Here is a 22,133-nt window from a genome sequence, read left to right as displayed (position 1 = left end):
GCTTATGCCGTCGTCGTTTCAAGAGGCCATCCTCGCAGCCGTCAATGCGCCGCCCACAGACCGCTATGGCGTGATCGGCAACCCGATCTCGCACAGCAAGTCGCCCACCATCCACGCCGCGTTTGCGCAGCAGACCGGCGAGCTCGTCCGCTACGACCGCATCTACGCCGAGCTGATCGCGTTTGAGGAAACCGTGCTGACCTTCGTGCGAGAAGGCGGCAAGGGGCTCAACGTGACGGTGCCATTCAAGCTCGATGCGTATTCGATGTGCACGTCGTTGTCGCTGCGGGCCGAATCGGCGGGGGCGGTCAACACGCTCAAGTTCGACGGCGACGAAGTCTTCGGCGACAACACCGACGGTGTCGGCCTGATGCGCGATATCACACACAACATCGGCAACGACCTCGCAGGAGAGCGCGTGCTGCTGCTGGGTGCCGGCGGTGCGGCACGCGGCGTGCTGCTGCCGCTGCTGGAGCACAAGCCGTCGCGCGTGTTCATCGCCAACCGCACGGCCGATCGCGCCAACATGCTGGTCGATCGTTTTGAAATCTCGGCCAAGCTGCACGATGCGGAACTGGTGGGTGGTGGCTATGACGAGCTTGCTGTCGATGACGTGTTCGACGTCATCATCAACGCCACGGCCAGCAGCCTGCAGGGCGGGGTGCCGCCGATTCCGGGCACCGTGTTTGGCCCGAACGCGCTGGCCTACGACATGATGTACGCCGCACAGCCGACGCTGTTCATGCAGTTTGCCAAGCGCTACAACGCCCGCACCTGGGACGGCCTGGGCATGCTGGTCGAGCAGGCGGCGGAATCGTTCTTCGTCTGGCGCGGCGTGCGCCCGGACACCGCGCCTGTGTTGCTCGGCATGCGTGAAGCGCTGCAGGGCGAGGCCGTTGTGGCTGCCCGCGCGCGTCGTTGAGCGCCCGCCCAGGATACGCACGATGATGCGCTGGCTCGGCTACGTAATCGGTTGCTTCGTCGCAGGCGTGGTCGCACTCAATCTGTACTTCTTTGCCGCCATTGCGAGCTGGCAGACGTTCAATCCGTCTTCCACCGCCTTCATGCGTGCCGAGCGCATGCGCCTGTGCGGTGCCAATGTCTTCACCTGCAAGGTCGACCACCGCTGGGTCGACTACGACCAGATCTCGCGCAACCTCAAGCGCGCGGTCATCGCCAGCGAAGATGCCGACTTCGTCTCGCACAACGGCTGGGAAGTCGACGCCATGCTCGACGCGTGGGAGAAGAACAAGCGGCGCGGTCACGTGGTCGCCGGCGGTTCGACCATCACGCAGCAGTTGGCCAAGAACCTGTTCCTCTCGGGCGAGCGCCACTACCTGCGCAAGGGCGAAGAACTGGCCATCACCTGGATGCTCGAGTTCTGGCTCGACAAGGAGCGCATCCTGGAGATCTATCTGAACTCGGTGGAGTGGGGCGAAGGCGTGTTCGGCGCAGAAGCCGCTGCACAGCACTACTTCAAGCGCCCGGCATCGCAGTTGACGGTGGGCCAGGCGGCGCGTCTGGCGGCGGCGCTGCCCGCACCCAAGTGCTTCGATAAGAAGAGCTACTGTGCCAATGTGCACGTGAACTTCACGCGCAAGGCCACTATCATCGCCAACCGGATGGGCTCGGCAACGCTGCCGGATTGAGTGTGACTGGCCGGCTTACTTGAGCCAGCCCTTGCGCCGGAAGTACACCAGCGGAATCGCCGCCGACACGATCATCATCACGATCGCATACGGGTAGCCCTCGGCCCAGTCCAACTCCGGCATCACCTTGAAGTTCATGCCGTAGATCGAGGCGATCAGCGTGGGCGGCATCAGTGCCACCGATACCACCGAGAACAGCTTGATGATCTTGTTCTGGTTGATGTTGATGAAGCCGAGAGTGACGTCCATCAGGAAGTTGACCTTGTCCGACAGGAACGCTGTGTGGTTTTCGATGGAGTCGATGTCACGCAGTACCTGGCGCGCGTCATCCTGCTGATCCGGCGACAGCAATTGGCTGCGCAGCAGAAACGACACCGCGCGGCGCGTATCCATCACGTTGCGGCGGATGCGGCCGTTCAAGTCTTCCACGCGGGCGATGATCTCCAGCACATCGGCGGCGGCGGCATCTGTCACTTCGTCGGCCAGCACACGTTTGCTGGCGTCTTCCAAGCGTTCATACACTTCTTCGATGGAGTCCGCCGAGTATTCCGCGTCGGTGGCGTACAGGTCCATCAGCACGTCCTTCGCATTGCGTACCGAACCCGGGCGCAGCCGCGCACGCATGCGTACGAGGCGGAAGGCGGGCAGATCTTCGTCGTGGATGGAGAAGAGCACATCCTTGGTCAGCACGAAGGCCACCCGCACGTTGCGCGAGGTGGTTTCTTCGTCGAGCAGGAAGTCGGTGCGGATGTGGATGTGGCCGTCTTCGCCCTCGAAGTAACGCGCGGACGCTTCCAGGTCCCCCAATTGCTCCAGTTCAGGCAGGACGACACCATAAGCTTCCTTGATCCAGGCGAGCTCTTCGTCGTCCGGGTCGATTACATCGATCCAGATCGGTTTGTGCTGCAGCAATTCGCTGCGTTCTTCGACCTGTTCTTGCGCGAGACGGCCTTTTTGCACGACGAACAGGTTGATCATGGGTGGTCCTTGAAGCGGGTATTGAGCGGGCAGGGCGAAAAATCGCGCCGAGTGTAGCGTAAAGATGCAGCAGGTTCAGCCACAAACAGTGGCTTGGCGCGCACGCGTCGGATCAATGCCACGTCCGGAAGATCGGGCCGCCGGATCGCCCGACGGGTAAAATGCGGTGAAGTCATGCGGCAGTCCGGCCGCGCCCTCACATTCCCGACATCATGCGATTTACCGAACAACTGGCTGCCGCCTGGCAGCGTAACAACTCCCTGCTGTGCGTCGGGCTCGACCCCGATCCGGCGCGCCTGCCGGCGTCGCTTACCGGCACGGGCGGGGCGATCTTCTCGTTCTGTCGCGCCATTGTCGATGCCACGGCGGATCTGGTTTGCGCATTCAAGCCGCAGATCGCCTATTTCGCCTCGCAGCGCGCCGAAGACCAGCTCGAGCAGCTCATCAACTACATCCACGAGGCGTATCCGGGCATCCCGGTCATCCTCGACGCCAAGCGCGGCGACATCGGCTCCACCGCCGAGCACTACGCCAAGGAAGCCTTCGAGCGCTACCAGGCCGACGCCATCACCGTCAGCCCCTACATGGGCTTCGATTCGATGCAGCCGTACTTGGCGCACGCCGACAAGGGCGTGATCGTGTTGTGCCGCACCTCCAATGCGGGCGGCAGCGACGTGCAATTCCTGGAAACCGGCAGCCGCCCCGTCTACCAGGTCGTGGCTGAGCGCGCGCGCAATGTCTGGAACACCAGCGGCCAGATGGGCCTGGTGGTGGGCGCGACCTTCCCGCAGGAGATTGCCAAGGTGCGCGAGATCGTCGGTGACATGCCGCTGCTGATTCCGGGCATTGGCGCCCAGGGCGGTGACATTGAGGCCACCGTGCGCGCGGGTCGCACTGCCGATGGCACCGGCATGATGATCAACTCGTCGCGCGCCATTTTGTACGCCAGCAGCGACAGCGATTTCGCCGATGCTGCCCGCAAGGTTGCAGAGGCAACGCGCGACCAGATCAACCAGTACCGCAACTGACCTTGCCTCACGACACGGTGGCGGTCCGGTTGCCCGGTTTAGGTGAGGACACCATGACCACGCATTCCCAGCACCCCGTCACCGGCCTGCGCCGCGAAGAAGAGGGCAAGGATCCGGACCGTAAGTTTGAGAAGGAACGTGACGACGGGCGCGAACACGATCGTGACCGCCGTCGTGAACATGACCATGAGCACCAGCCGGAGCACGAGCACGAAGAGCGCCTCCGGCCGGATCACCCGAGCGAAGCCCGGGTGTAGGGCCTGTCATCCAATCAAACGTACGCGCGTTGATCCGAGCCGGGGCCAGCTACGCGAAGGGTGTCGCCGCAAAGGGCTATTCCCTTTGCAAGGCGCCCGACAAAGTAGATGGCCCCGGCTCGGGTCAACCCGAAGGGCAAGGGGAAATTGGGCCACACGGCGTCGTTGCGGCCGGCTTGCTTAGCCGGCTAAGCGGCACCGCCCGCGCCTAGCCCTGTGCCCCAATTTCCCCTTGCGCGCGCACGTTTGATTGGATGACAGGCCCTAGGTCCAGGGCTTAGGACTCTGCGGAGTCCAGAAAGTCGAGCAGGCCCCGCAGCGCGTGCTCGGCGGCCTGCAGGCGGACCTGCTTGCGGTCGCCCTTGAAGTGGCGTGTTTCCACACGCGTCTCCAAGCGGTTGCTCCAGCCAAAGCACACCATGCCGACGGGCTTGTCGGGCGTGCCGCCGGTCGGGCCGGCCACACCGGTAATCGCTACGGCCACCTGCGCGCGGCTGTTGAGCACCGCACCTTCCGCCATCGCGTGCGCCACCGGCTCGCTCACCGCGCCATGTTCGCGGATCAGCGCGGCCGGCACTCCCAGCATCTGCGATTTCGCCTCGTTGGAGTACGTGACGAAGCCGCGCTCGAACCACGCGGACGAACCCGACACATCGGTCATGGCGGCGGACACCAGCCCACCCGTGCAGGATTCGGCGGTCGCCATCATCAGGCTGCGCTTGTGCAGCGTGTCGCCGACCAGTTCGGCCAGTTGGGCCAGGGCGCGGGATTCAGCCATTGCAATACCTTCGGGGCTTCAAGACTTCAGGTTCAGAACGAGCGCCACAGCGCAAACACCAACAGCGTATAGAACGCGGCCAGGATGTCGTCGACCATCACGCCGTAGCCGCCGCGCACGCCAAAGCCTTTGAGCGTGCGGTCGTAGTAGCGGATGGGCGCCGGCTTGACCATGTCAAAGAAACGGAACAGGAGGAACGCCGCGAACTGCCCGCCCAGCGTAGTCGGCGTCACGAACGCCAGCACCAGCCAGAAAGCGACCATCTCATCCCACACCATCGCACCGTGGTCAGCCACGCCCAGGTCACGCGCCGTGCGGGCACATGCCCAGATGCCGATCACGAACCCGACGGCGGCAATCAGCAGCCAGGTCGGTCCGGCAATCCAGCGCGCCAGGACAACGTAGATCAGCCACGCGTACAGCGTCCCCATCGTGCCCGGCAGGATGGGTGACAGGCCCGAGCCGAAGCCCAGCGCCAGGATGCGCGCCGGATGGCCGAGCATGAAGCGTGCGGTCGGGCGGCGGACTTGAGCGGTTTGCCCGGCTTCGAGCGTCACGGTCTCAGGTTGGCCCGGCGGGTTGGAGGGCGGAAAGGGGGCAGAAGACATCATGATGCGGATGAGAAATGATCGAAGCTGCCGTGCGTAAAGGTGACTGGCGCACCCTGTGCATCAACAAGTCGTAGGCCGGATTCGGCATCGATGCGGCCGATGCGTGTAACGGCAACCCCCGCGCGTTGGCCAGCTGCGAGCACGGCGTCGCGCGCCTCGGCGGGCGCGGTAAAGCAGAGTTCATAGTCGTCGCCGCCGGCCAGCGTGCATTGCAGTTGGCGTGCGGCCGGTTGCGCTGCGAGGGTGGCGGAGCGCGGCACGCGATCGACGTCGATCGTGGCGCCAACGCGCGATTGCGTCAGGATATGGCCCAGATCGCCGAGCAAACCATCGGACACGTCGAGCGCCGCACGCGCAACGCCGCGCAGCGCCAACCCGAGCGCGACGCGCGGTGTCGGCATGTCCATGCGCGGCTGCACCTGGGCGAGTGCCTCGGGCGTGAGTGGCCATTCGGCACGCAACGCCCCCAGCGCGAGTCGTGCATCGCCAACGGTGCCCGAGACCCACAGGTCGTCGCCAGCGCGGGCAGCATCGCGGCGTAACGCCGCAGCGGCAGGTACATCGCCGAAAACGGTCAAACTGAGCGTGAGTGGCCCGCGCGTGGTGTCGCCGCCGATCAGCTCGCAGTGAAAGGCATCGGCCAGCGCCAGCAGGCCTTCAGAAAACGGCTTGAGCCAGGCTGCATTGGCTTCCGGCAACGCCACGGCCAGCGTGAACGCACGCGGCTCGGCGCCCATGGCGGCCAGATCGGACAGGTTGACAGCCAGCGCTTTGTGTCCGAGTGCTTTTGGCTCCGCATCGGCAAAGAAGTGACGACCTGCGACCAGCATGTCGGTGGAAATCGCCAACTCATGGCCGGGGCGGGCGCCAAGCAGGGCGCAGTCATCGCCGACCCCCAAAATTGCTTGTCGGGCCGGTCGCGTGAAATAACGGCGGATCAGTCCGAATTCGGACAGTTCAGCAGCGTGATCAGCGGAGTTGGCGGAAGCGGCGGGCTTAGACACGGCAGCGGCAATGGTAAAGAGAGGGCAAGCCCGATGGTGCCGTGGTAGGGCAGTGGAATATTGTAGCGGTTACGCACAGCACTCCCACCCAAAATCCCGTTGTGAGATCGCTTTTCACTATATAAAATGACGGGCCCAAGGAGGCGGACCGTAATACCGTGACCCTCATGTGGTTTCCCGGTGGCCCGCTAGATGCGACGGCCGGCGCGCGCGCTGGCCACCCATGACGAGAGACACCCCATGACCACGGTGGATACCCAGCCTCAACAGCCCGCCCGCACGGACGAAGAACTCAAGGCGCAGCAACGCGCCGCCCTGCGTAAAGCCGCGCTGGAGTATCACGAGTTTCCGACCCCGGGCAAGATTTCCGTCACGCCGACCAAGCCGCTGTCGAACCAGCGCGATCTGGCCCTGGCGTACTCCCCCGGCGTGGCCGCAGCCTGCGAAGAGATCGTCGAAGACGTCGCGAACTCGTTCCGCTACACCGCCCGCGGCAACCTCGTCGGTGTGGTGACCAACGGCACCGCCGTGCTTGGCCTGGGCGACATCGGCCCGGAAGCCTCCAAGCCGGTGATGGAAGGCAAGGCCGGCCTGTTCAAGAAGTTTGCCGGTATCGATGTGTTTGACATCGAGATCAACGAAAAAGACCCGCAAAAGCTGGTCGATATCATCGCCTCGCTGGAGCCGACCTTCGGCGGCATCAACCTGGAAGACATCAAGGCACCGGAGTGCTTCTTCGTCGAGCGCGAGTTGCGCAAGCGCATGAAGATTCCCGTCTTCCACGACGACCAGCACGGCACGGCCATCGTCGTGGGCGCGGGCATCACCAACGCGCTCAAGGTGGTCGGCAAGGACATCAAGAAGGTCAAACTGGTGGCGTCGGGCGCGGGTGCTGCAGCGCTGGCCTGCCTGGACCTGCTGGTCGACCTGGGCCTGCCGCGTGAAAACATCTGGGTGACGGACTTGGCTGGCGTCGTGCACGAAGGCCGTACCGAACTGATGGACCCGGACAAGGCGCACTTCGCACAGAAGACCGATCTGCGTACGCTGGCCGAAGTCATCGACGGCGCTGACATTTTCCTGGGCCTGTCCGCTGCGGGCGTGCTCAAGCAGGACATGGTCAAGAAGATGGCCGACAAGCCGATCATCTTCGCGCTGGCCAACCCGAACCCGGAAATCCTGCCGGAGCTGGCCAAGGAAGTGCGCCCGGACGTCATCATGGGCACCGGCCGCACCGACTATCCGAACCAGGTCAACAACGTCCTGTGCTTCCCGTTCATCTTCCGCGGTGCGTTGGATGTGGGCGCGACCACCATCACGCGTGAGATGGAAGTCGCCGCCGTGCACGCCGTGGCCGAACTGGCCCGCCAGGAGCAGAGCGATATCGTCGCCTCGGCCTACGGCATCCAGGACCTCTCGTTCGGTCCCGAATACCTGATCCCGAAGCCCTTCGACCCGCGCCTGATCGTCAAGATCGCGCCGGCCGTAGCGCAGGCCGCCATGGATTCCGGCGTGGCGAAGCGCCCGATCGAAGACATGGACGCCTACCGCCAGCACCTGCAGCAGTTCGTCTACCACTCGGGCACGTTGATGAAGCCGATCTTCTCGGCCGCTCGCAAGGTGCCGATGGCGAACAAGCGCATCGTCTTTGGCGAGGGTGAAGAAGAGCGCGTGCTGCGCGCCGTGCAGATCGTCGTGGATGAGCAGCTTGCCAGCCCGATCCTGATCGGCCGGCCGAGCGTGATTGCCCATCGCATCGAACGCTTTGGCCTGCGCCTGCGTGAAGGCGTGGACTTCACCGTGGTCAACCCCGAACACGATGAGCGCTTCCGTGAATACTGGGAGACGTACTACAAGCTGATGGCCCGCAAGGGCGTGACGCCGCAGTATGCCAAGATCGAAATGCGCCGCCGTTCCACGCTGATCGGCGCCGTGATGATCCACAAGGGCGAAGCCGACGGCATGATCTGCGGCACGGTCAGCAACACCGCCGCGCACCTGCGTTACATCGATCAGGTCATCGGTGGCACGAACTGCGTGTACGCCGCCATGAACGGTCTCGTACTGCCGGGCCGTCAGATCTTCCTGACGGATACGCACGTGAACGTTGACCCGACCGCCGAGCAACTGGCCGAGATCACCATCATGGCCGCTGAAGAGCTGTGCCGTTTCGGCATCAAGCCAAAGGTCGCGCTGATGTCGCACTCGAACTTCGGTTCGTCGGAAGCGCCTTCCGCCGTCAAGATGCGCGAAACACTCGCCATCCTGCGCGAACGTGCTCCGAACCTGGAGGTCGATGGCGAAATGCACGGCGATGCCGCACTCGATGAGAAGCTGCGTGATTCGCTGGTGCCCGACTCGACGCTCAAGGGCGAGGCCAACCTGCTGGTCATGCCCAACATCGACGCCGCCAATATCGCCTACAACCTGCTGAAGACGGCTGCCGGCAACAACATTGCCATCGGCCCGATCCTGCTGGGTGCCCAGAAGCCGGTGCACATCCTGACGCCGTCGGCCACGGTGCGACGCATTCTCAACATGACGGCGCTGACCGTCGTGGACGCCGCCGCGCAAGCACAGCGTTAATTCCGCACTGCACGAAAAAGGGGAGCGCACGATACTGCGCTCCCCTTTTTTTCTTGATAAGTTTGCGTGCGCTCACATTTGTGCAATGTTAGTTGTGGCTTCAAAATCCCCTTCAAACATTGACCGCCGGTTGATTGTTGTCATCGATGAGCGTACCCTTACGGGCTGAAGGGGTGCTTCTGAGCACATGAGGCCTGCATAGGGCCAGGCGGGGGTAGAAAAGCGGTTTTTTGACCCCACGTCTGACTAGGTTTGCCTCATTCTGGTGCGTGCAATTGGTAGGTGTTTGCAGGCGGAAGGATTCCCCAAGTCTTCGGCAGTCGCCCGACTTGTCATTCTCCCTGCAAGCCTCTCAAGCATTGAGCCGCTTCGATTTCAGCTGCAAACCGGCCGCCCGGATCATGGTCTGGCGGCCGCCTGCGCTTGTGACCTGTGCCAAGCTGTCCGCTTAGCACGATTCTCCCGTTAGGGCTTGCTGATGACCAAGCGACTTGGAGCGTGGATTGGCCGCTCCGTATCTCAGGCAATAGCGCGTGGCGCGCTGGCGGCGACGCTCGCGTTGTCTGTGGCCGGCCTGCCGGTCAACGCGATGGCCCGGGACACGACTGGGTTGGCGGCCGCCGCGGGAACCATTCGTGCAGCGGATCTGCCCAACGAGGCACAGCGCACATTTGCACTGATCGAGCAGGGCGGCCCATTCCCATATGCGAAAGATGGCAGCACGTTCGGCAACTATGAACGACGTTTGCCAGCGCAGCGACGTGGCTATTACCGCGAATATACGGTCAAGACGCGTGGCGCGCGCAATCGGGGCGCCAAACGCATCATTTGTGGCGGCGACCAGCAGGCGGCAAACGACTGCTACTACACGGAAGATCACTACAACAGTTTTCAACGGATACAGCGATGACGACCAACATGTTTGGGCTGGACGACTCGCTCACCGCACGCGATGAGCGCGTGGCTCGCGAAGCGTGGCACAAGGCGCAGAATCTGTACGATGGCGTGGTGGGGATGCAAGCCCTGGGCGCCCGCGTTGGGGGCGCGGCAGCAAAACCGCAGCAGAACATCATGACGCAGGACATTACCAAGACGGACGACGACGGAGGTCGCGAAGACGCCATGAACCTGTTCAAGACGGTGCGTCCGAATATCGTGCAGTCGATCCGCGCGTTTCGCGTGGCGGATCTGGCGGAATCGGCGGCCAGCCTGGGCCAGCATTTCCTGTACGCCAACTGCGCTGCGGCGACCACCAAGAGCGAAGTGCTCGACGTGATCGCACGCGAATTCCTGTTCCCGAAGCATTTCGGCAAGAACTTTGATGCGCTGGCCGATTGTCTGACCGACATGATCTACAAGGCCGGCCCGCAGCCGGGTTTCGTGATCGTGCTCGAAGGCTTGCCGTGCCAGCCCAAGTTCGACAAGGAAGCGCGGGAGGTGCTGCTGGACGTGTTCCGTGACGCCGCCGAGTTCTGGGGCGAGCGGAAGGTGCAGTTCCGCGTGTTCTACTCGTTCGCGTGAACTTAAGCTGATTCAGCGCTGGTTGATCGGCGTTGCTACAAAAAAGCCCGCAGATGCGGGCTTTTTGCTTTCTTGCGGCGATGCTCAGGCTGCTGGCAGCGTGCCTTGCGGGGTCAGGTGATTCACGGCCTCCGGCAGGCCTTCTGCCAACTGATTGGCGAGATCGCTTTCATTGATGCCGAAGGTGGAGGCCAGCTTTGACACTTCTTCCAGTGCGCCCGTGCCGCTCAGGGCTTGCGTGATCTGCTCGCCGGAGACGGGCAGGTTCTGGCCGTTGCCGATCCACGATTTGACCTGTTCGCCCAAGCCGGCTTGTTCCAGGATCTGCTGCAGGGGCCCCAGGCCAGCCGGTGCCGCTGCGTCGACCGCCGCGGCGTGATCCGAATTGCCGCCGCCCAGCAGACCGCCAAGCAGGCCGCCAAGGCCACCCGCACCGCCCGCGCCACCCAGCAGGCTGCCGAGTGCGCCGGCGCCGCCGGCTGCGCCGAGCAGGCTACCCAGCCCGCCCAGCGAACCGAGCAGACCGCCGCCCTGATCTGCCTGCGGTGCCGCATCGCCGGCGCCTTGTGCGTTGCCGCCGCGCTTCATTGCCAGATAGGCCAGCACGCCCACGGCCAGCAGCACCTTCTTATTGCCCAGCAAGGACGATTGGCCGCCGCTGGCGTCATTGCCGCCGCCGAGGATCGAATCGAGTAGACCCATGATGAAGCTCCTTTGATTGATGGCGGGAAAGGGGATGGGCCCGCCGGGTGGGATCAAGCGGTCAATCTGTAGTCGTCAACATTCAGAATTCACCAAGAACGGCGTGTAGCGCAGACACCGCAACGAGCGCCGCCGACTCCGTTCTCAGAATACGTCGCCCGAGTGTCAGCGGTAAGAAACCCGCACTTTCGGCCAATGCCTCTTCATCGGGCGAGAGGCCGCCTTCCGGGCCGATCAGCAATTCGACGCCAGCGCTCTCGACGCGCTCGCGTGATTGCACCGCCCATTGCGTGAGCGACTGCGTGCCGCGCGGCGACAGCAAGACGCGCGGCGTGTCCGTCGGCTTGGCCGTCGCCAACCACTCGCGCAGCGTCGCGACGGGTGCGACAGCGGGTACGCGCGCGCGGCCGCATTGCTCGCACGCGGCCTGCACAAGCGCTTGCCAGTGCTGCACGCGCTTGGTGGCGCGTTCACCGGAGAGCCGCACCACGCCGCGCTCGGTTTGCAGCGGGGCGATAGCGTGCACGCCCAGTTCGACGGCTTTCTCGATCAGCCAGTCCATTTTGTCGCCGCCGGCAATGCCCTGCGCGAGTGTGATGTTGTAGCGCGCTTCGGTGTCGGGCTGTGTCGACTCAGCGAGGCTGGCGGTGGCATCGCGTTTGTTGATGGCATCGAGCCGCGCGTGGAATTCGTGGCCAGAGCCATCGAACAGGCAGACCTCGTCGCCGACGGCCAGGCGCAGCACGTGGATGTGGCGCGTGACGGTCTCAGGCAGGGTGACGGCGGTGTGCGGGGCCAGTGATGTGTCGACGTAGAAACGGGGAAGCCCCATTGAAGCAATCCTTGTGGTGAATCGGGTCAGGCGAGGCGATCAGCCTTCGGTGGCCGGCCGGCAGGCGAGGCCCCAGCGGTAGCCGTCGGGATCGCGCACGGCGGCGTAGCGCTCGCCCCAGAAGACGTCAGCCGGCGGTATGAGGGACGTGGCGCCCTGGTTTAGCGCGCTCTGGTAGACGGCGTCGACATCATCGCAATACAGGTGAAAGCTTTGTGGGCATTCGAAGCCCGCGGCAGCCGGTGTGCGGGCCGTGGAGCCGAATGCGCCTTCGGGCGCGAGCATCAGGATCAGCTCGCCTTGGTAGGTCATCTCGACGTGGATCGGGCGGCCGTGGTCGTGCACTTCATCCTGCACCCCGAAGCCGAAGGCATTGCGATAGAAGGCGATGGCGGCCGACGCGTCGTGCACGGTCAGGTACGGCACGAGCCACGGTGTATTGGCGGGGCGGGGGAAGCTCATGGTGTTGCTCCTGCAGCCGGTGCAAGATGACCTCGGACGACTAGTGTAGAGCGCCTGCAACGCCACAATCAAAAAGAAATCAAAACACCTCGCCCGGCATCTGCTGGTTGCGCGCGCGCCCGCCGCTGCGTGCAACCTCATCCGCAAGCCATTGCCGGAACAGCGCGAAGCCCGGATGTTCCACCGCCTCATGCGGATGGATCAGGTAGTACGACAGGCGCAATGACGCCTCCGTCGCCAGCGGCCGCACGAGGCGCCCGGCCGCGATGTCGTATTCGACGAGGATGCCCTGGCCGAGCGCCACGCCCTGGCCGTCAATGGCCGCCTGCAGCGCCATCAGCGCTTCAGAGAAGGCCGGCCCGCGCGTGGCGTTGATCTGACATACGCCCACTTCATCAAGCCATTGCTGCCACGTCGGGTGATGTGCGAGGTGGCGCCCGCCGCGCTCGTGCAGCAGCGTGTGCGCGGCCAAATCCTGCGGCATGCGGATTGCCGTCTGCAGCGCGGCATTGGACACGGGGAAGAAATCCGTGGAGGTGAACCACTCGACGCGCAGGTTGGGCGCGTTGACTTGGCGGTCGTCGATGCAGAGATCGAACTGGCCGTGATCCTGCACGTCGGCGGTGGAGACCTCGACGCGCACGTGCGGGTGCTGGTTGAAGAAGCGATACAGACGCGGCACCAGCCACTTGGCGCCGAAGGTTGGCGGCACCGCCACGCGCAGCGGGGCGTCGGCGGTGTCCATCAGCAGGTCGGTGGCTTGCTCGATCGCGCGCAGGGCATCACGCACGCGGGGGAGGTAGTTGTCGCCGGCATCGGTCAGCGCGAGCTGGTTGTTGCGGCGGATGAACAGCTTTTTGCCCAGATGGTCTTCGAGCTGCTTGATCTGGTGGCTGACCGCGGCATTGGTCACGCACAGCTCGTCGGCCGCCCGGCTAAAGCTCAGGTTGCGGCCTGCGACTTCAAAGACGCGTAATGCGTTAAGGGGAGGGAGGCGCCGTGCCATGCGTTCTCGTTAAGAAAAATTTAACGTCTCGCGAAGAATTTGTAGTTTGCCACGCTTATGCGCCACCGACTACAAATGCGCCTGGGGACGGCGCGAGCTACGACTCGGTTTGCACCAGCGATCTCAATCACGCGAACCAGCCGGACCCCACTACAAGAACATCACAGGAGACGTCATGAATCGAACCACCGTTGTTCGCGGGATGCTGGCGTGCGGGTTTGCGCTGGCGGGCTGGATTGCCCCAGCCCTCGCGCAAACCAGCGTCACGCTATATGGCCGCGTCGCCAGCGGCATCGACTACCAGAACAACGTCGCCCCCACGGCGACTTCCCCCGGCGGCAGCCTCTGGCGCGCCGCGGACAACCAGTGGGGGACCAGCATGTTCGGATTCATGGGCAAGGAGGATCTGGGTGGTGGCCTGCAGGCGGTCTTTCGTCTGGAGTCGGGCTTTGGGGCTGCGCAGGGCAAGACCAATGGCGATGCGCTCTTCAACCGCCGTTCGTACGTCGGCCTGTCGAGCCCGACCTACGGCACGTTGACGGTCGGCAAAAACCTCTTCATCAGCAACGACGTCTGGTACCTGGACCCGACCGGCCAGCAGTTCATCGGCTCCGCCACGCTGGTGCGTGGGCGCAACTGGCCGGGCGCCAACAACATCGTCGAATATCAAAGCCCGACCTGGGGCGGCTTCCAGATTGGCCTGCAGACCGGGCTGGGCGAACAGCCGGGTTCGTTCAAGAACAGCCGTCGGGATGGTGTTTCTGCCGTCTACACCGCAGGGCCGGCGGAAGTGCGCGCGATCTACGACGTGATCCGCGATGCGAACGGCAAGTTCAGCGACCTCTTCAATTTCTCGAAGGAAGCGACGATCGGCGGCACGTACACCCTCGGCAAAGCGAAGCTGTTTGCCGTGTACGAAAACCTCTCCGCGCCGGATGCCCCGGTCGGTGCACCCACCAAGGCCAACCACTACTGGCTGGGCGTGAACTATGAGCTCACACCGGCGCTGACGCTGATCGGTGCCGCTTACCGCATCAACGTGAACAACGGCGGCGGCAACGCCAACCTGTTCATGCTGGGCGCGAACTACAACCTCTCGAAGCGCACGATGCTGTATGCCAGCGTCGGCACCGTGCAGAACAGCGCCACCGCCAACTTCTCGGTGGAGGCGACCAACAACAACCCGGCGCCGGGTAAGAACCAACTGGGTGCCTATACGGGTGTCGTCCACTCGTTCTAAGCCCCGGGCCCACTCTCCCAAGCAATGCCACGCATGAACATCCTCACCATCGATACCGGTACCACCAACACGCGCGTCACGGTTTGGCGTGATGACGTTGCACTCTGCCAGGCCGCGCGCCAGGTCGGGGTGCGCGACACCGCCATCACCGGCAACAAGACGACGCTGCAGCGCGGCGTGCAGGACACCGTTGAAGCCGCGCTGCAGAAGGCGGGCCTCGCCATCAGCCAGGTCGATCTTGTACTGGCGTCCGGCATGATCACCTCCAACGTCGGCCTGCACGAAGTGCCGCACCTGGTGGCGCCGGCCGGTCTGCGCGATCTGGCTGCCGGCATGGTGCAGGCGAGCATCCCCGAGGTGTGCGCCCAGCCGATCTGGTTTGTGCCGGGCGTACGCAATCCGGTGGACAACCTCGGCCTGCACAACATCGAGTCGATGGACATGATGCGCGGCGAGGAGGTCGAGACGATGGGCCTGGTCTCGCGCCTCTCCATCACCGAACCGGCGGTGATCGTGCTGCCGGGCTCGCACTCGAAGTTCGTGCATCTGGATGCCGACCAGCGCATCACCGGCTGCGTGACCACGCTGGCCGGCGAGCTGCTCCACGTGATCACGCACAACACCATCCTGGCGGATTCGGTGGATTCCGACTTCGCCAGTGAGGTCGATCCGGAGATGCTGCTGGCCGGCGCGCGCAGCGCCAGCAGTATCGGCCTGGGGCGCGCCTGCTTCATGGTGCGCACGCTGGGCCAGTTCACGATCTACGAGCGCAATGCGCGGGCCAACTTCCTGCTGGGCGCGGTGCTGGGCGCGGATTTGCTCACGCTCAAGAACAGCAGCGCGATCCGCATGAACCCGGGCACGCAGTTTGTCATCACCGGCAAGCCGCTGCTGCGCGAAGCGCTGGCCGTGCTGGTGTCGGACGACGATTTCTTCTCGGGCAAGGTCACCGTCACCAGCAGTGAACAGCAGGAACACCTGGCCGGCAGCGGCGCGATTGCCATCGCCCGCGAGCGCGGTTTGGTGAAGACGTTGAAGGTGGCGCGAGCCTAGCGCTGGCGCGGCCTGGCCGATTTATCCACAACGGTTATCCACAGCAGTTGTCCACAGTGGTTATCCACAGCAAAACAGGTGCCGCCAAGACGGCGCCGAAAGGAGACAAGATGAACCAACAACGACGCGTTACCTTCAAGGCCATCGCGGCCGCTACGCTGTTCGCCATCGCTGGTGGGTTGGCCCACGCGGCGGAGGACGTGAAGATCGGCTTCCTGGTCAAGCAGCCCGAAGAGCCCTGGTTCCAGGACGAATGGAAATTCGCCGACCAAGCCGCCAAGGAGAAGGGCTTCAAGCTGGTGAAGATCGGTGTGCCCAGTGGCGGCGAGGTGCTGACCGCCATCGACAACCTCGGCGCCCAGCACGCGCAGGGTTTTGTGATCTGCGTGCCGGACGTGAAGCTCGGGCCGGCGGTGGTGGCCAAGGCCAAACAGAACAACCTGAAGCTGATGACGGTGGATGACCGTCTGGTCGACGGCAGCGGCAAGCCGATCGACGCCGTACCGCACATGGGCATCTCGGCCACGAAGATTGGCGAGCAGGTGGGCGACGCGATTGCGCAGGAGATGAAGAAGCGCGGCTGGAACCTGGCCGACGTTGGCGCCATCCGCATTGCATACGACCAGCTTCCGACCGCTAAGGAACGCACCGACGGTGCTGTGGCTGCGCTCACCAAGGTGGGCTTTCCTGCTGCCAACGTGCTGACGAGCCCGCAGGCCAAGACGGACACCGAAGCCGCCTTCAACGCCGCCAACATCACGCTGACCAAGAACCCGAAGTTCAAGCACTGGATCGCGTTCGGCCTGAATGACGAAGCCGTGCTCGGCGCGGTGCGTGCGGCAGAAGGCCACGGCGTGAAGCCGGCCGACATCATCGGCGTGGGCATCGGCGGCAGCCAGTCGGCAATGAATGAATTCGCCAAGCCCGAGAAAACCGGCTTCTTTGGCACCGTGCTGATCAGCCCGAAGCGTCACGGCTATGAGACGTCGTTGAACATGTACGACTGGATCAAGAACAACAAGGCACCGGACCCGCTCATCCTCACCAGCGGCCGTCTGATGACGCGCGACAACGAGAAGGCTGTCCGCCAGGAAATGGGCCTTTGAGCCCCGGCGGGTGACGGCGGCACGCCGGGAGCCAGCGGCGGGACAGAAAGCCCCGGGTAGTGGCACTCAAAGAGCCAGCTTCAGGACAGAAAGACCCGGGTAGTGGCTCTCAAGGAGCCAGCTTCAAGACAAAAAGACCCGGTGATGGGACGCAAAGTACCAGCGGTGGGACAAATGAAGACGGTAGCGAAGGAGACTCGCCATGTCGGCGTTCCTTGAGTTTCGTGGCATCAGCAAGGTGTTTCCGGGCGTGCGGGCGCTGTCCGATGTGTCGTTCGGCATCGCATGCGGCCGCGTGCACGGCTTGCTGGGCGAGAATGGCGCGGGCAAGTCGACGCTGTTGAAGATCCTCGGCGGCGACTATCAGCCGGATGGTGGGCAGATCGTCGTCGAGGGCAAACCGACCGCGTTCCCCACCACGCGGGCGGCGCTCGATGCCGGCATTGCGGTCATCCATCAGGAACTGCAGACGGTGCCCGAGCTGACGGTGATGGACAACCTGCTGCTCGGCCACCTGCCGGCCAGCGGCGGGTTTATCCGCCAGCGCGAGGCGATGGCGTGGACGCGTGAACAGCTCGGCCGCATCGGCGTCGATCTGGACCCGCGCGCCAAGCTGAAGCACCTGTCGATCGGCCAGCGCCAGATGGTGGAGATCTGCAAGGCGATCTTGCGCGATGCGCGGGTGATTGCGCTGGATGAGCCGACGAGTTCGCTGTCGATCCGCGAGACCGACATCCTGTTCCGCCTGGTGAAAGACCTGCGTGCGCAGGGGCGGGCGCTGATCTACATCTCGCACCGGCTGGATGAGATTTTCGAGCTGTGCGACGGCTGCACGATCTTCCGCGATGGCCGCAAGGTGGCGGATTTCCCGTCGATGGCCAACGTTACGCGCGACGAACTCGTCGCCCAGATGGTCGGCCGCCAGATCGACGACATCTTTGATTACCGCCCGCGCACGCTGGGTCAGGTACGCCTGCAGGTGGAGGGCCTGATGGGCCCGAAGCTGGCAGAACCGGCAAGCCTGTCCGTGCGGCGTGGCGAGATCGTCGGGCTGTTCGGACTGGTAGGTGCGGGGCGCTCGGAGTTGGCGCGCCTCATCTACGGTGCCGATCGCAAAACGGCCGGCAGCATCGCGCTGGACGGCGCGCCGATCCGCATCCGCGATGTGGCCGACGCCATCCGCCAGGGCATCGTGCTGTGCCCGGAAGACCGTAAGGAAGAGGGCATCATCGGTTGCCGCTCGGTGTCGGAGAACATCAACATCAGTTGCCGGCGCAACCAGCGGCGCTTCGGTTTGTTCGTCAACGACAAGCAGGAAGCGAAGACGGCGGATCACTACATCGCCCGCCTGCGCATCAAGACGCCCAATCGCGAACAGCCGATCCGCCTGCTGTCCGGCGGCAACCAGCAGAAGGCCATCCTGGCGCGCTGGCTGGCGGAAGACGACATGCGCGTCCTCATCATCGACGAGCCCACGCGCGGTATCGACGTCGGTGCCAAGAACGAGATTTACCAGGTGCTGTACGAGCTGGCCGAGCGTGGCGTGGCCGTGCTGATGATTTCCAGCGAGCTACCGTAGATCCTTGGCGTGGCCGACCGCGTGCTGGTGATGAGCGAAGGCCGCATCGCCGGCGAACTGCCGCGCGAGCAGGCCAATGAGCAAGCCGTGCTCAAGGTCGCCCTACGTCCTGAATCCGCACCGTCGCCGTCGCTGGCTGCATGAGAACCCCGGAGTCCAAGATGTCCCAGTCTCAACGTTTGCAACATGGCGACGCCCTGGCTGCGTCGGCCCATTCCTCTATGAACAAGACGCGCCTGCTCCGCCTGCTGGACGATTTCAGCTTGCCGCTGATCTTCGCCATTCTGTTTGCCGCGCTGTCGTTCTCGGTCGAGTACTTCTTCTCGTGGCAGAACATGGTGGGCCTTGCGCTCTCCGTCTCGCAGATCGGCATGGTGGCCTGCACGATGATGTTCTGCCTCGCCTCGCGCGACTTTGACTTGTCGATTGGTTCGACGGTGGCGTTTGCTGGCGTGCTCTGCGCGATGATCATCAACGCCACCGGCAGCATCGCGCTGGGTATCGGCGGGAGTCTGGTGGCGGGCGCGATCATCGGCGGCGTCAACGGCTTCGTGATCGCCAAGCTGAAGATCAACGCGCTGATCACCACGCTGGCCACGATGGAGATCGTGCGCGGCCTCGCCTTCATCGCCTCGCATGGGCAGGCGGTGGGCGTATCGGAGATGGCGTTCTTCGATCTCGGCAACACCATCATCCTGGGCGTGCCGGCGCCGGTGTGGGTGGCGGCGCTGTGCTTTGTCGTCTTTGGCGTGCTGCTCAACAAGACGGTGTATGGGCGCAATACGCTGGCCATCGGCGGCAACCCGGAAGCGGCACGGCTGGCGGGTGTGAACGTCAACATGACGCGCGTCGTTATCTTCCTGATCCAGGGTGTGATTGCCGCGCTGGCGGGCGTGATTCTGGCGGCGCGCATCACCAGCGGCCAGCCAAACGCGGCGCAGGGCTTCGAGCTGAACGTGATCTCCGCGTGCGTGCTGGGCGGTGTGTCGTTGATGGGCGGCCGCGCGAGCATCAGCGGGGTGCTGGTCGGCGTGCTCATCATGGGCACCGTGCAGAACGCGATGAACCTGCTGAACATCGACGCGTTCTATCAGTACCTCGTGCGCGGCGGCATTCTGTTGGCAGCGGTGCTGGTCGATCAGTTGAAGAATCGCGGAGGGGCGGAACGATGAACGCGACCACGCTTTCCGATCTGCGCTGCACGCTGGGCGAAGGCATCGTCTGGGATGACGCCCTGCGTGTGCTGTGGTGGACTGATATCCAGGAATCCCTGCTGTGGCAACACGATCCGGCGACGGGGCAGGAGCGCCAATGGCCGCTGCCGCAGCGCGTGGGCTCGTTCGTGCTGACGGACGAACCCGGTGTGTTGATCCTCGGGCTTGCGAAGAACGTTGCGCGCTTCGACACGCGAACCAGCACGCTGACATTGCTCGCACCAGTGGAGCCCGATGTTGCAGGCACGCGCGTCAATGACGGCCGTGCAGACCGCTGCGGCAACTATGTCTTCGGCACCATGCACGAACGTGGCCCGGAGCCCGTCGGTCGCTTCTACCGCTTCACGCCGCTGGGTGTGCTGCAACGCCTGGCCTTGCCCAACATCACGGTCGCCAACAGCATCGCCTTCAGCCCCGACGGCACGACGATGTACTGGTGCGACACGCACAGCCGCCGTATCCACGCCTGCGACTACGACGGCCAGACCGGCGCGGTTGGCCACGTCCGTGTCTTTGCCGACTTACGTGACGCGGATGACGGCGTGGGCCACAAGGGCTCACCCGACGGCTCCACTGTCGATGCCGAGGGCTGCCTGTGGAATGCGGAATGGGGCGGCAACCGCCTCACGCGCTATGCACCGGATGGGCGTGTGCTGGTGCATGTGGCGGTACCGGCGTCGCAGCCTTCGTGTCCGGCGTTCGGTGGCGCCGCATTGGACACGCTGTATGTCACCAGCGCCCGCGAGGGTTTGTCGGCGCGCCGTTTGGCTGAAGACGTGAATGCCGGCGCGGTATTTCAACTGACCGTGCCCAACGTGCGCGGACTACCGGAGGCCCGTTTCGGCCATGCCCATGTTACGGCTTGAGAACGGTGTGCTGCGCGCCGACGTGCTGCCCGAGTCGGGCGGTGGTCTGCTGCGCTTTGATCTGCTGCGTGCGAATGAGGTCGTGCCTGTTTTCCGCCCGGCCCAGCTTGACGAGGCATTGCGCGAGCCCAAGGCGTTGGCGTGTTACCCGCTGGTGCCATGGTCCAACCGCATTGGCGGCGGGTGTTTCATCTTTGAGGGCCGGACCATCGAGGTGCCCCTCACGCGCGACGACGAAACCTATCCACTGCACGGCCACGGCTGGCTGATGCCGTGGCACCAGGTGGCGAAGGGCGAGACGTTTGTCGAGCTGGCGGCCATGGTCGACCACGGCGCACCGTTCCGCTACCTCGCGCTGCAACGTTACACGTTGGCAGGCAACACCCTGCAGATGTCGCTGACGGTGCGCAACGAGGGTGCGCCGCTGCCGTTCGGGTTGGGTGTGCACCCGTTCTTCCCGCGTACGCCAGACGTGCGCTTGCACGCGAGCGCCACCGGTATGTGGCAAGCCGCGCCTGACCATTTGCCAACGGTGTTGCAGGCACCGCCGCCGCATGCGGACTTCCGCAAGCCCCGACAACTGGAGCCCGGCCACACCATCGACCACAGCTTCGAAGGCTGGGATGGCGCTGCCGACATCGTGTGGCCAAGTCGCCGCTTGTCGGTGCGGGTGAGCGCCACCACCTCGCGCTATGTGCTGTACACCCCGGCCCAATACGACTTCTTCTGCTTTGAACCCGTTGACCACACCATCAACGCGCACAACCTGCCGGGCCAGCCGCAAGACCACGGCCTGACCATTCTCGGTACCGGCCAGAGCCTGCAGCGCGGCTACCAATTCACCGTGCATCGATCTGACGCATGACGACTCCTCCCACGTCTTTCCCGCCGCGCCTCGCTGGCAAGGTCGCCTTGGTGACCGGCGCCACGCAGGGCATTGGTGGCGCAATCGCCAAGCTGTTCGCGCAGCACGGCGCCCGCGTGATCGTCAACGCGCTGGTGCGCGATGAGCGCGCTGAAGCCTTCGCCAAGTCCATTGGCAACGACGACAACATCCTCCTCGTGCAAGCCGACGTGCGCCACCGCGATCAGATTGACGCGATGGTCGCGGCGGGCGTCGAGCGCTTCGGCGGTATCGACGTGCTGGTCAACAACGCGGGCATCAACGTGTTCTCCGATCCGCTCAAGCTGAGCGAAGACGACTGGGCACGCTGTCTGTCGGTCGACCTGGAGGGGGCATGGCACTGCGCGCGTGCCGTGTTGCCGCACATGCTGGCGCGCGGGGCGGGCAGCATCGTCAACATTGCGTCGGTGCATGGGCGCAAGATCATTCCGGGCGCATTTCCGTATCCGGTGGCCAAGCACGGGCTGATCGGGCTCACGCGCGCACTCGGCATTGAATATGCAGCGCGTGGGATTCGGGTGAATTCGATCTCACCGGGGCTGATCCTCACGCCGATTGCCGAAGCCGGTTTTGCCGCCGCGCCCGACCCCGAAGCCGAACGCCGTCGCCAGGCCGAGCTGTTGCCGTGCAAGCGCATCGGCGAGCCGGAAGAGGTGGCCTACACCGCGCTGTTCCTCGCCTCCGACGAGGCCCGCTTCATCAACGCGACCGACATCCTGATCGATGGCGGCCGCTCGCAGCTTTATCACGAGTAACG

At 64.2% G+C, this 22,133-nt stretch carries 22 protein-coding genes and 1 pseudogene; 15 read left to right on the top strand and 8 right to left on the bottom strand.

The features are described 5' to 3' along the window. The first annotated feature begins 4 nt into the window (after positions 1 to 4). Together aroE and mtgA are read left to right on the top strand one after the other, a co-directional pair. Positions 5 to 922, top strand: coding sequence for a shikimate dehydrogenase (gene aroE, locus C404_RS48450; RefSeq protein ID WP_021196033.1), 918 nt, complete (start codon positions 5 to 7; stop codon positions 920 to 922). Between the two features lie 22 nt (positions 923 to 944). Then, positions 945 to 1,649 (top strand): monofunctional biosynthetic peptidoglycan transglycosylase, encoded by a 705-nt coding sequence (mtgA, locus tag C404_RS48445; RefSeq protein WP_021196032.1) that lies wholly within the window; start codon positions 945 to 947, stop codon positions 1,647 to 1,649. A 15-nt stretch (positions 1,650 to 1,664) separates the two neighbouring features. Here mtgA and corA read toward each other — a convergent pair whose 3' ends face one another. Further along, positions 1,665 to 2,627, bottom strand: coding sequence for a magnesium/cobalt transporter CorA (gene corA, locus C404_RS48440; RefSeq protein WP_021196031.1), 963 nt, complete (start codon positions 2,625 to 2,627; stop codon positions 1,665 to 1,667). A 212-nt stretch (positions 2,628 to 2,839) separates the two neighbouring features. On the opposite strand from corA, the gene pyrF reads away from it, so the two are divergent. Continuing rightward, positions 2,840 to 3,655 carry an orotidine-5'-phosphate decarboxylase gene (gene pyrF / locus C404_RS48435; RefSeq protein ID WP_021196030.1) on the top strand — a complete coding sequence of 272 codons (816 nt, stop codon included), beginning with the start codon at positions 2,840 to 2,842 and terminating at the stop codon, positions 3,653 to 3,655. A 53-nt stretch (positions 3,656 to 3,708) separates the two neighbouring features. Next, positions 3,709 to 3,912: a metal transporter gene (locus C404_RS59460; protein ID WP_080981132.1), complete on the top strand. Its 204-nt coding sequence runs from the start codon at positions 3,709 to 3,711 to the stop codon at positions 3,910 to 3,912. Between the two features lie 277 nt (positions 3,913 to 4,189). On the opposite strand, the gene C404_RS48425 is transcribed toward C404_RS59460, so the two are convergent. The 3 genes from C404_RS48425 to thiL are packed head-to-tail and all read right to left on the bottom strand — an operon-like array spanning position 4,190 to position 6,305. Then, a complete protein-coding gene (locus C404_RS48425; protein ID WP_021196028.1) occupies positions 4,190 to 4,690 on the bottom strand; it encodes a CinA family protein in 501 nt (166 codons plus the stop codon). A gap of 32 nt (positions 4,691 to 4,722) precedes the next feature. Then, positions 4,723 to 5,301, bottom strand: coding sequence for a phosphatidylglycerophosphatase A family protein (locus C404_RS48420; RefSeq protein WP_031329715.1), 579 nt, complete (start codon positions 5,299 to 5,301; stop codon positions 4,723 to 4,725). Next, positions 5,298 to 6,305, bottom strand: a complete 1,008-nt coding sequence (gene thiL, locus C404_RS48415) for a thiamine-phosphate kinase (RefSeq protein WP_031329713.1) — start codon at positions 6,303 to 6,305, stop codon at positions 5,298 to 5,300. Before thiL ends, C404_RS48420 begins: the two co-directional genes overlap by 4 nt. A 240-nt stretch (positions 6,306 to 6,545) precedes the next feature. Between thiL and C404_RS48410 the strand changes: the two genes are divergently transcribed. From C404_RS48410 to C404_RS48400, 3 genes are all read left to right on the top strand, one after another. Continuing rightward, positions 6,546 to 8,891: an NADP-dependent malic enzyme gene (locus tag C404_RS48410; RefSeq protein ID WP_021196024.1), complete on the top strand. Its 2,346-nt coding sequence runs from the start codon at positions 6,546 to 6,548 to the stop codon at positions 8,889 to 8,891. A gap of 478 nt (positions 8,892 to 9,369) precedes the next feature. Then, entirely contained in the window at positions 9,370 to 9,801 is a 432-nt protein-coding gene (locus C404_RS48405; RefSeq protein ID WP_031329712.1) for a ribonuclease, read from the top strand. Next, positions 9,798 to 10,412, top strand: a complete 615-nt coding sequence (locus C404_RS48400; RefSeq protein WP_021196022.1) for a barstar family protein — start codon at positions 9,798 to 9,800, stop codon at positions 10,410 to 10,412. The genes C404_RS48405 and C404_RS48400 overlap by 4 nt, the downstream gene beginning before the upstream one ends. Before the next feature lie 84 nt (positions 10,413 to 10,496). Here C404_RS48400 and C404_RS48395 read toward each other — a convergent pair whose 3' ends face one another. From C404_RS48395 to gcvA, 4 genes are all read right to left on the bottom strand, one after another. Further along, positions 10,497 to 11,114, bottom strand: coding sequence for a YidB family protein (locus C404_RS48395; RefSeq protein ID WP_021196021.1), 618 nt, complete (start codon positions 11,112 to 11,114; stop codon positions 10,497 to 10,499). An 82-nt stretch (positions 11,115 to 11,196) separates the two neighbouring features. Next, positions 11,197 to 11,946, bottom strand: coding sequence for a 16S rRNA (uracil(1498)-N(3))-methyltransferase (locus C404_RS48390; RefSeq protein WP_021196020.1), 750 nt, complete (start codon positions 11,944 to 11,946; stop codon positions 11,197 to 11,199). Positions 11,947 to 11,985: 39 nt separating this feature from the next. Continuing rightward, positions 11,986 to 12,408, bottom strand: a complete 423-nt coding sequence (locus C404_RS48385) for a VOC family protein (RefSeq protein ID WP_021196019.1) — start codon at positions 12,406 to 12,408, stop codon at positions 11,986 to 11,988. A 79-nt stretch (positions 12,409 to 12,487) separates the two neighbouring features. After that, entirely contained in the window at positions 12,488 to 13,414 is a 927-nt protein-coding gene (gene gcvA, locus C404_RS48380; RefSeq protein WP_021196018.1) for a transcriptional regulator GcvA, read from the bottom strand. Between the two features lie 175 nt (positions 13,415 to 13,589). On the opposite strand from gcvA, the gene C404_RS48375 reads away from it, so the two are divergent. The 8 genes and pseudogenes from C404_RS48375 (at position 13,590) to C404_RS48340 (ending at position 22,131) form a co-directional block, all read left to right on the top strand. After that, positions 13,590 to 14,654: a porin gene (locus tag C404_RS48375; protein ID WP_031329711.1), complete on the top strand. Its 1,065-nt coding sequence runs from the start codon at positions 13,590 to 13,592 to the stop codon at positions 14,652 to 14,654. 33 nt (positions 14,655 to 14,687) lie between these two features. After that, positions 14,688 to 15,707, top strand: coding sequence for a 2-dehydro-3-deoxygalactonokinase (locus C404_RS48370; protein WP_021196016.1), 1,020 nt, complete (start codon positions 14,688 to 14,690; stop codon positions 15,705 to 15,707). Between the two features lie 110 nt (positions 15,708 to 15,817). After that, positions 15,818 to 16,813 (top strand): arabinose ABC transporter substrate-binding protein, encoded by a 996-nt coding sequence (locus C404_RS48365; RefSeq protein ID WP_021196015.1) that lies wholly within the window; start codon positions 15,818 to 15,820, stop codon positions 16,811 to 16,813. A gap of 202 nt (positions 16,814 to 17,015) precedes the next feature. Further along, positions 17,016 to 18,536, top strand: a pseudogene (araG, locus tag C404_RS48360) (L-arabinose ABC transporter ATP-binding protein AraG). A gap of 17 nt (positions 18,537 to 18,553) precedes the next feature. Further along, positions 18,554 to 19,564, top strand: coding sequence for an L-arabinose ABC transporter permease AraH (gene araH, locus C404_RS48355; protein WP_031329710.1), 1,011 nt, complete (start codon positions 18,554 to 18,556; stop codon positions 19,562 to 19,564). Further along, complete coding sequence (locus C404_RS48350) at positions 19,561 to 20,472, top strand: SMP-30/gluconolactonase/LRE family protein (RefSeq protein ID WP_021196011.1); 912 nt, start codon at positions 19,561 to 19,563, stop codon at positions 20,470 to 20,472. The genes araH and C404_RS48350 overlap by 4 nt, the downstream gene beginning before the upstream one ends. Then, positions 20,459 to 21,337, top strand: a complete 879-nt coding sequence (locus tag C404_RS48345) for an aldose 1-epimerase (RefSeq protein ID WP_235180659.1) — start codon at positions 20,459 to 20,461, stop codon at positions 21,335 to 21,337. The genes C404_RS48350 and C404_RS48345 overlap by 14 nt, the downstream gene beginning before the upstream one ends. Continuing rightward, a complete protein-coding gene (locus C404_RS48340) occupies positions 21,334 to 22,131 on the top strand; it encodes an SDR family oxidoreductase (RefSeq protein ID WP_031329707.1) in 798 nt (265 codons plus the stop codon). Before C404_RS48345 ends, C404_RS48340 begins: the two co-directional genes overlap by 4 nt. Positions 22,132 to 22,133 lie beyond the last annotated feature (2 nt).

The sequence above is a fragment of the Ralstonia sp. AU12-08 genome, from assembly GCF_000442475.1.
In the GTDB taxonomy this organism is placed as follows: Bacteria; Pseudomonadota; Gammaproteobacteria; order Burkholderiales; family Burkholderiaceae; genus Ralstonia; species Ralstonia insidiosa.
The sequence above is the reverse complement of the archived record's forward strand: the minus strand, read 5'-3'. Positions and strand labels throughout refer to the sequence as shown.

Excerpts from the sequence above, each read along its gene's own strand:
- aroE (WP_021196033.1), top strand. The coding sequence starts at position 5 with ATGCCGTCGTCGTTTCAAGAGGCCATCCTCGCAGCCGTCAATGCGCCG.
- mtgA (WP_021196032.1), top strand. The coding sequence starts at position 945 with ATGATGCGCTGGCTCGGCTACGTAATCGGTTGCTTCGTCGCAGGCGTG.
- corA (WP_021196031.1), bottom strand. The coding sequence starts at position 2,627 with ATGATCAACCTGTTCGTCGTGCAAAAAGGCCGTCTCGCGCAAGAACAG.
- pyrF (WP_021196030.1), top strand. The coding sequence starts at position 2,840 with ATGCGATTTACCGAACAACTGGCTGCCGCCTGGCAGCGTAACAACTCC.
- C404_RS59460 (WP_080981132.1), top strand. The coding sequence starts at position 3,709 with ATGACCACGCATTCCCAGCACCCCGTCACCGGCCTGCGCCGCGAAGAA.
- C404_RS48425 (WP_021196028.1), bottom strand. The coding sequence starts at position 4,690 with ATGGCTGAATCCCGCGCCCTGGCCCAACTGGCCGAACTGGTCGGCGAC.
- C404_RS48420 (WP_031329715.1), bottom strand. The coding sequence starts at position 5,301 with ATGATGTCTTCTGCCCCCTTTCCGCCCTCCAACCCGCCGGGCCAACCT.
- C404_RS48410 (WP_021196024.1), top strand. The coding sequence starts at position 6,546 with ATGACCACGGTGGATACCCAGCCTCAACAGCCCGCCCGCACGGACGAA.
- C404_RS48405 (WP_031329712.1), top strand. The coding sequence starts at position 9,370 with ATGACCAAGCGACTTGGAGCGTGGATTGGCCGCTCCGTATCTCAGGCA.
- C404_RS48400 (WP_021196022.1), top strand. The coding sequence starts at position 9,798 with ATGACGACCAACATGTTTGGGCTGGACGACTCGCTCACCGCACGCGAT.
- C404_RS48395 (WP_021196021.1), bottom strand. The coding sequence starts at position 11,114 with ATGGGTCTACTCGATTCGATCCTCGGCGGCGGCAATGACGCCAGCGGC.
- C404_RS48390 (WP_021196020.1), bottom strand. The coding sequence starts at position 11,946 with ATGGGGCTTCCCCGTTTCTACGTCGACACATCACTGGCCCCGCACACC.
- C404_RS48385 (WP_021196019.1), bottom strand. The coding sequence starts at position 12,408 with ATGAGCTTCCCCCGCCCCGCCAATACACCGTGGCTCGTGCCGTACCTG.
- gcvA (WP_021196018.1), bottom strand. The coding sequence starts at position 13,414 with ATGGCACGGCGCCTCCCTCCCCTTAACGCATTACGCGTCTTTGAAGTC.
- C404_RS48375 (WP_031329711.1), top strand. The coding sequence starts at position 13,590 with ATGAATCGAACCACCGTTGTTCGCGGGATGCTGGCGTGCGGGTTTGCG.
- C404_RS48370 (WP_021196016.1), top strand. The coding sequence starts at position 14,688 with ATGAACATCCTCACCATCGATACCGGTACCACCAACACGCGCGTCACG.
- C404_RS48365 (WP_021196015.1), top strand. The coding sequence starts at position 15,818 with ATGAACCAACAACGACGCGTTACCTTCAAGGCCATCGCGGCCGCTACG.
- araH (WP_031329710.1), top strand. The coding sequence starts at position 18,554 with ATGTCCCAGTCTCAACGTTTGCAACATGGCGACGCCCTGGCTGCGTCG.
- C404_RS48350 (WP_021196011.1), top strand. The coding sequence starts at position 19,561 with ATGAACGCGACCACGCTTTCCGATCTGCGCTGCACGCTGGGCGAAGGC.
- C404_RS48345 (WP_235180659.1), top strand. The coding sequence starts at position 20,459 with ATGTTACGGCTTGAGAACGGTGTGCTGCGCGCCGACGTGCTGCCCGAG.
- C404_RS48340 (WP_031329707.1), top strand. The coding sequence starts at position 21,334 with ATGACGACTCCTCCCACGTCTTTCCCGCCGCGCCTCGCTGGCAAGGTC.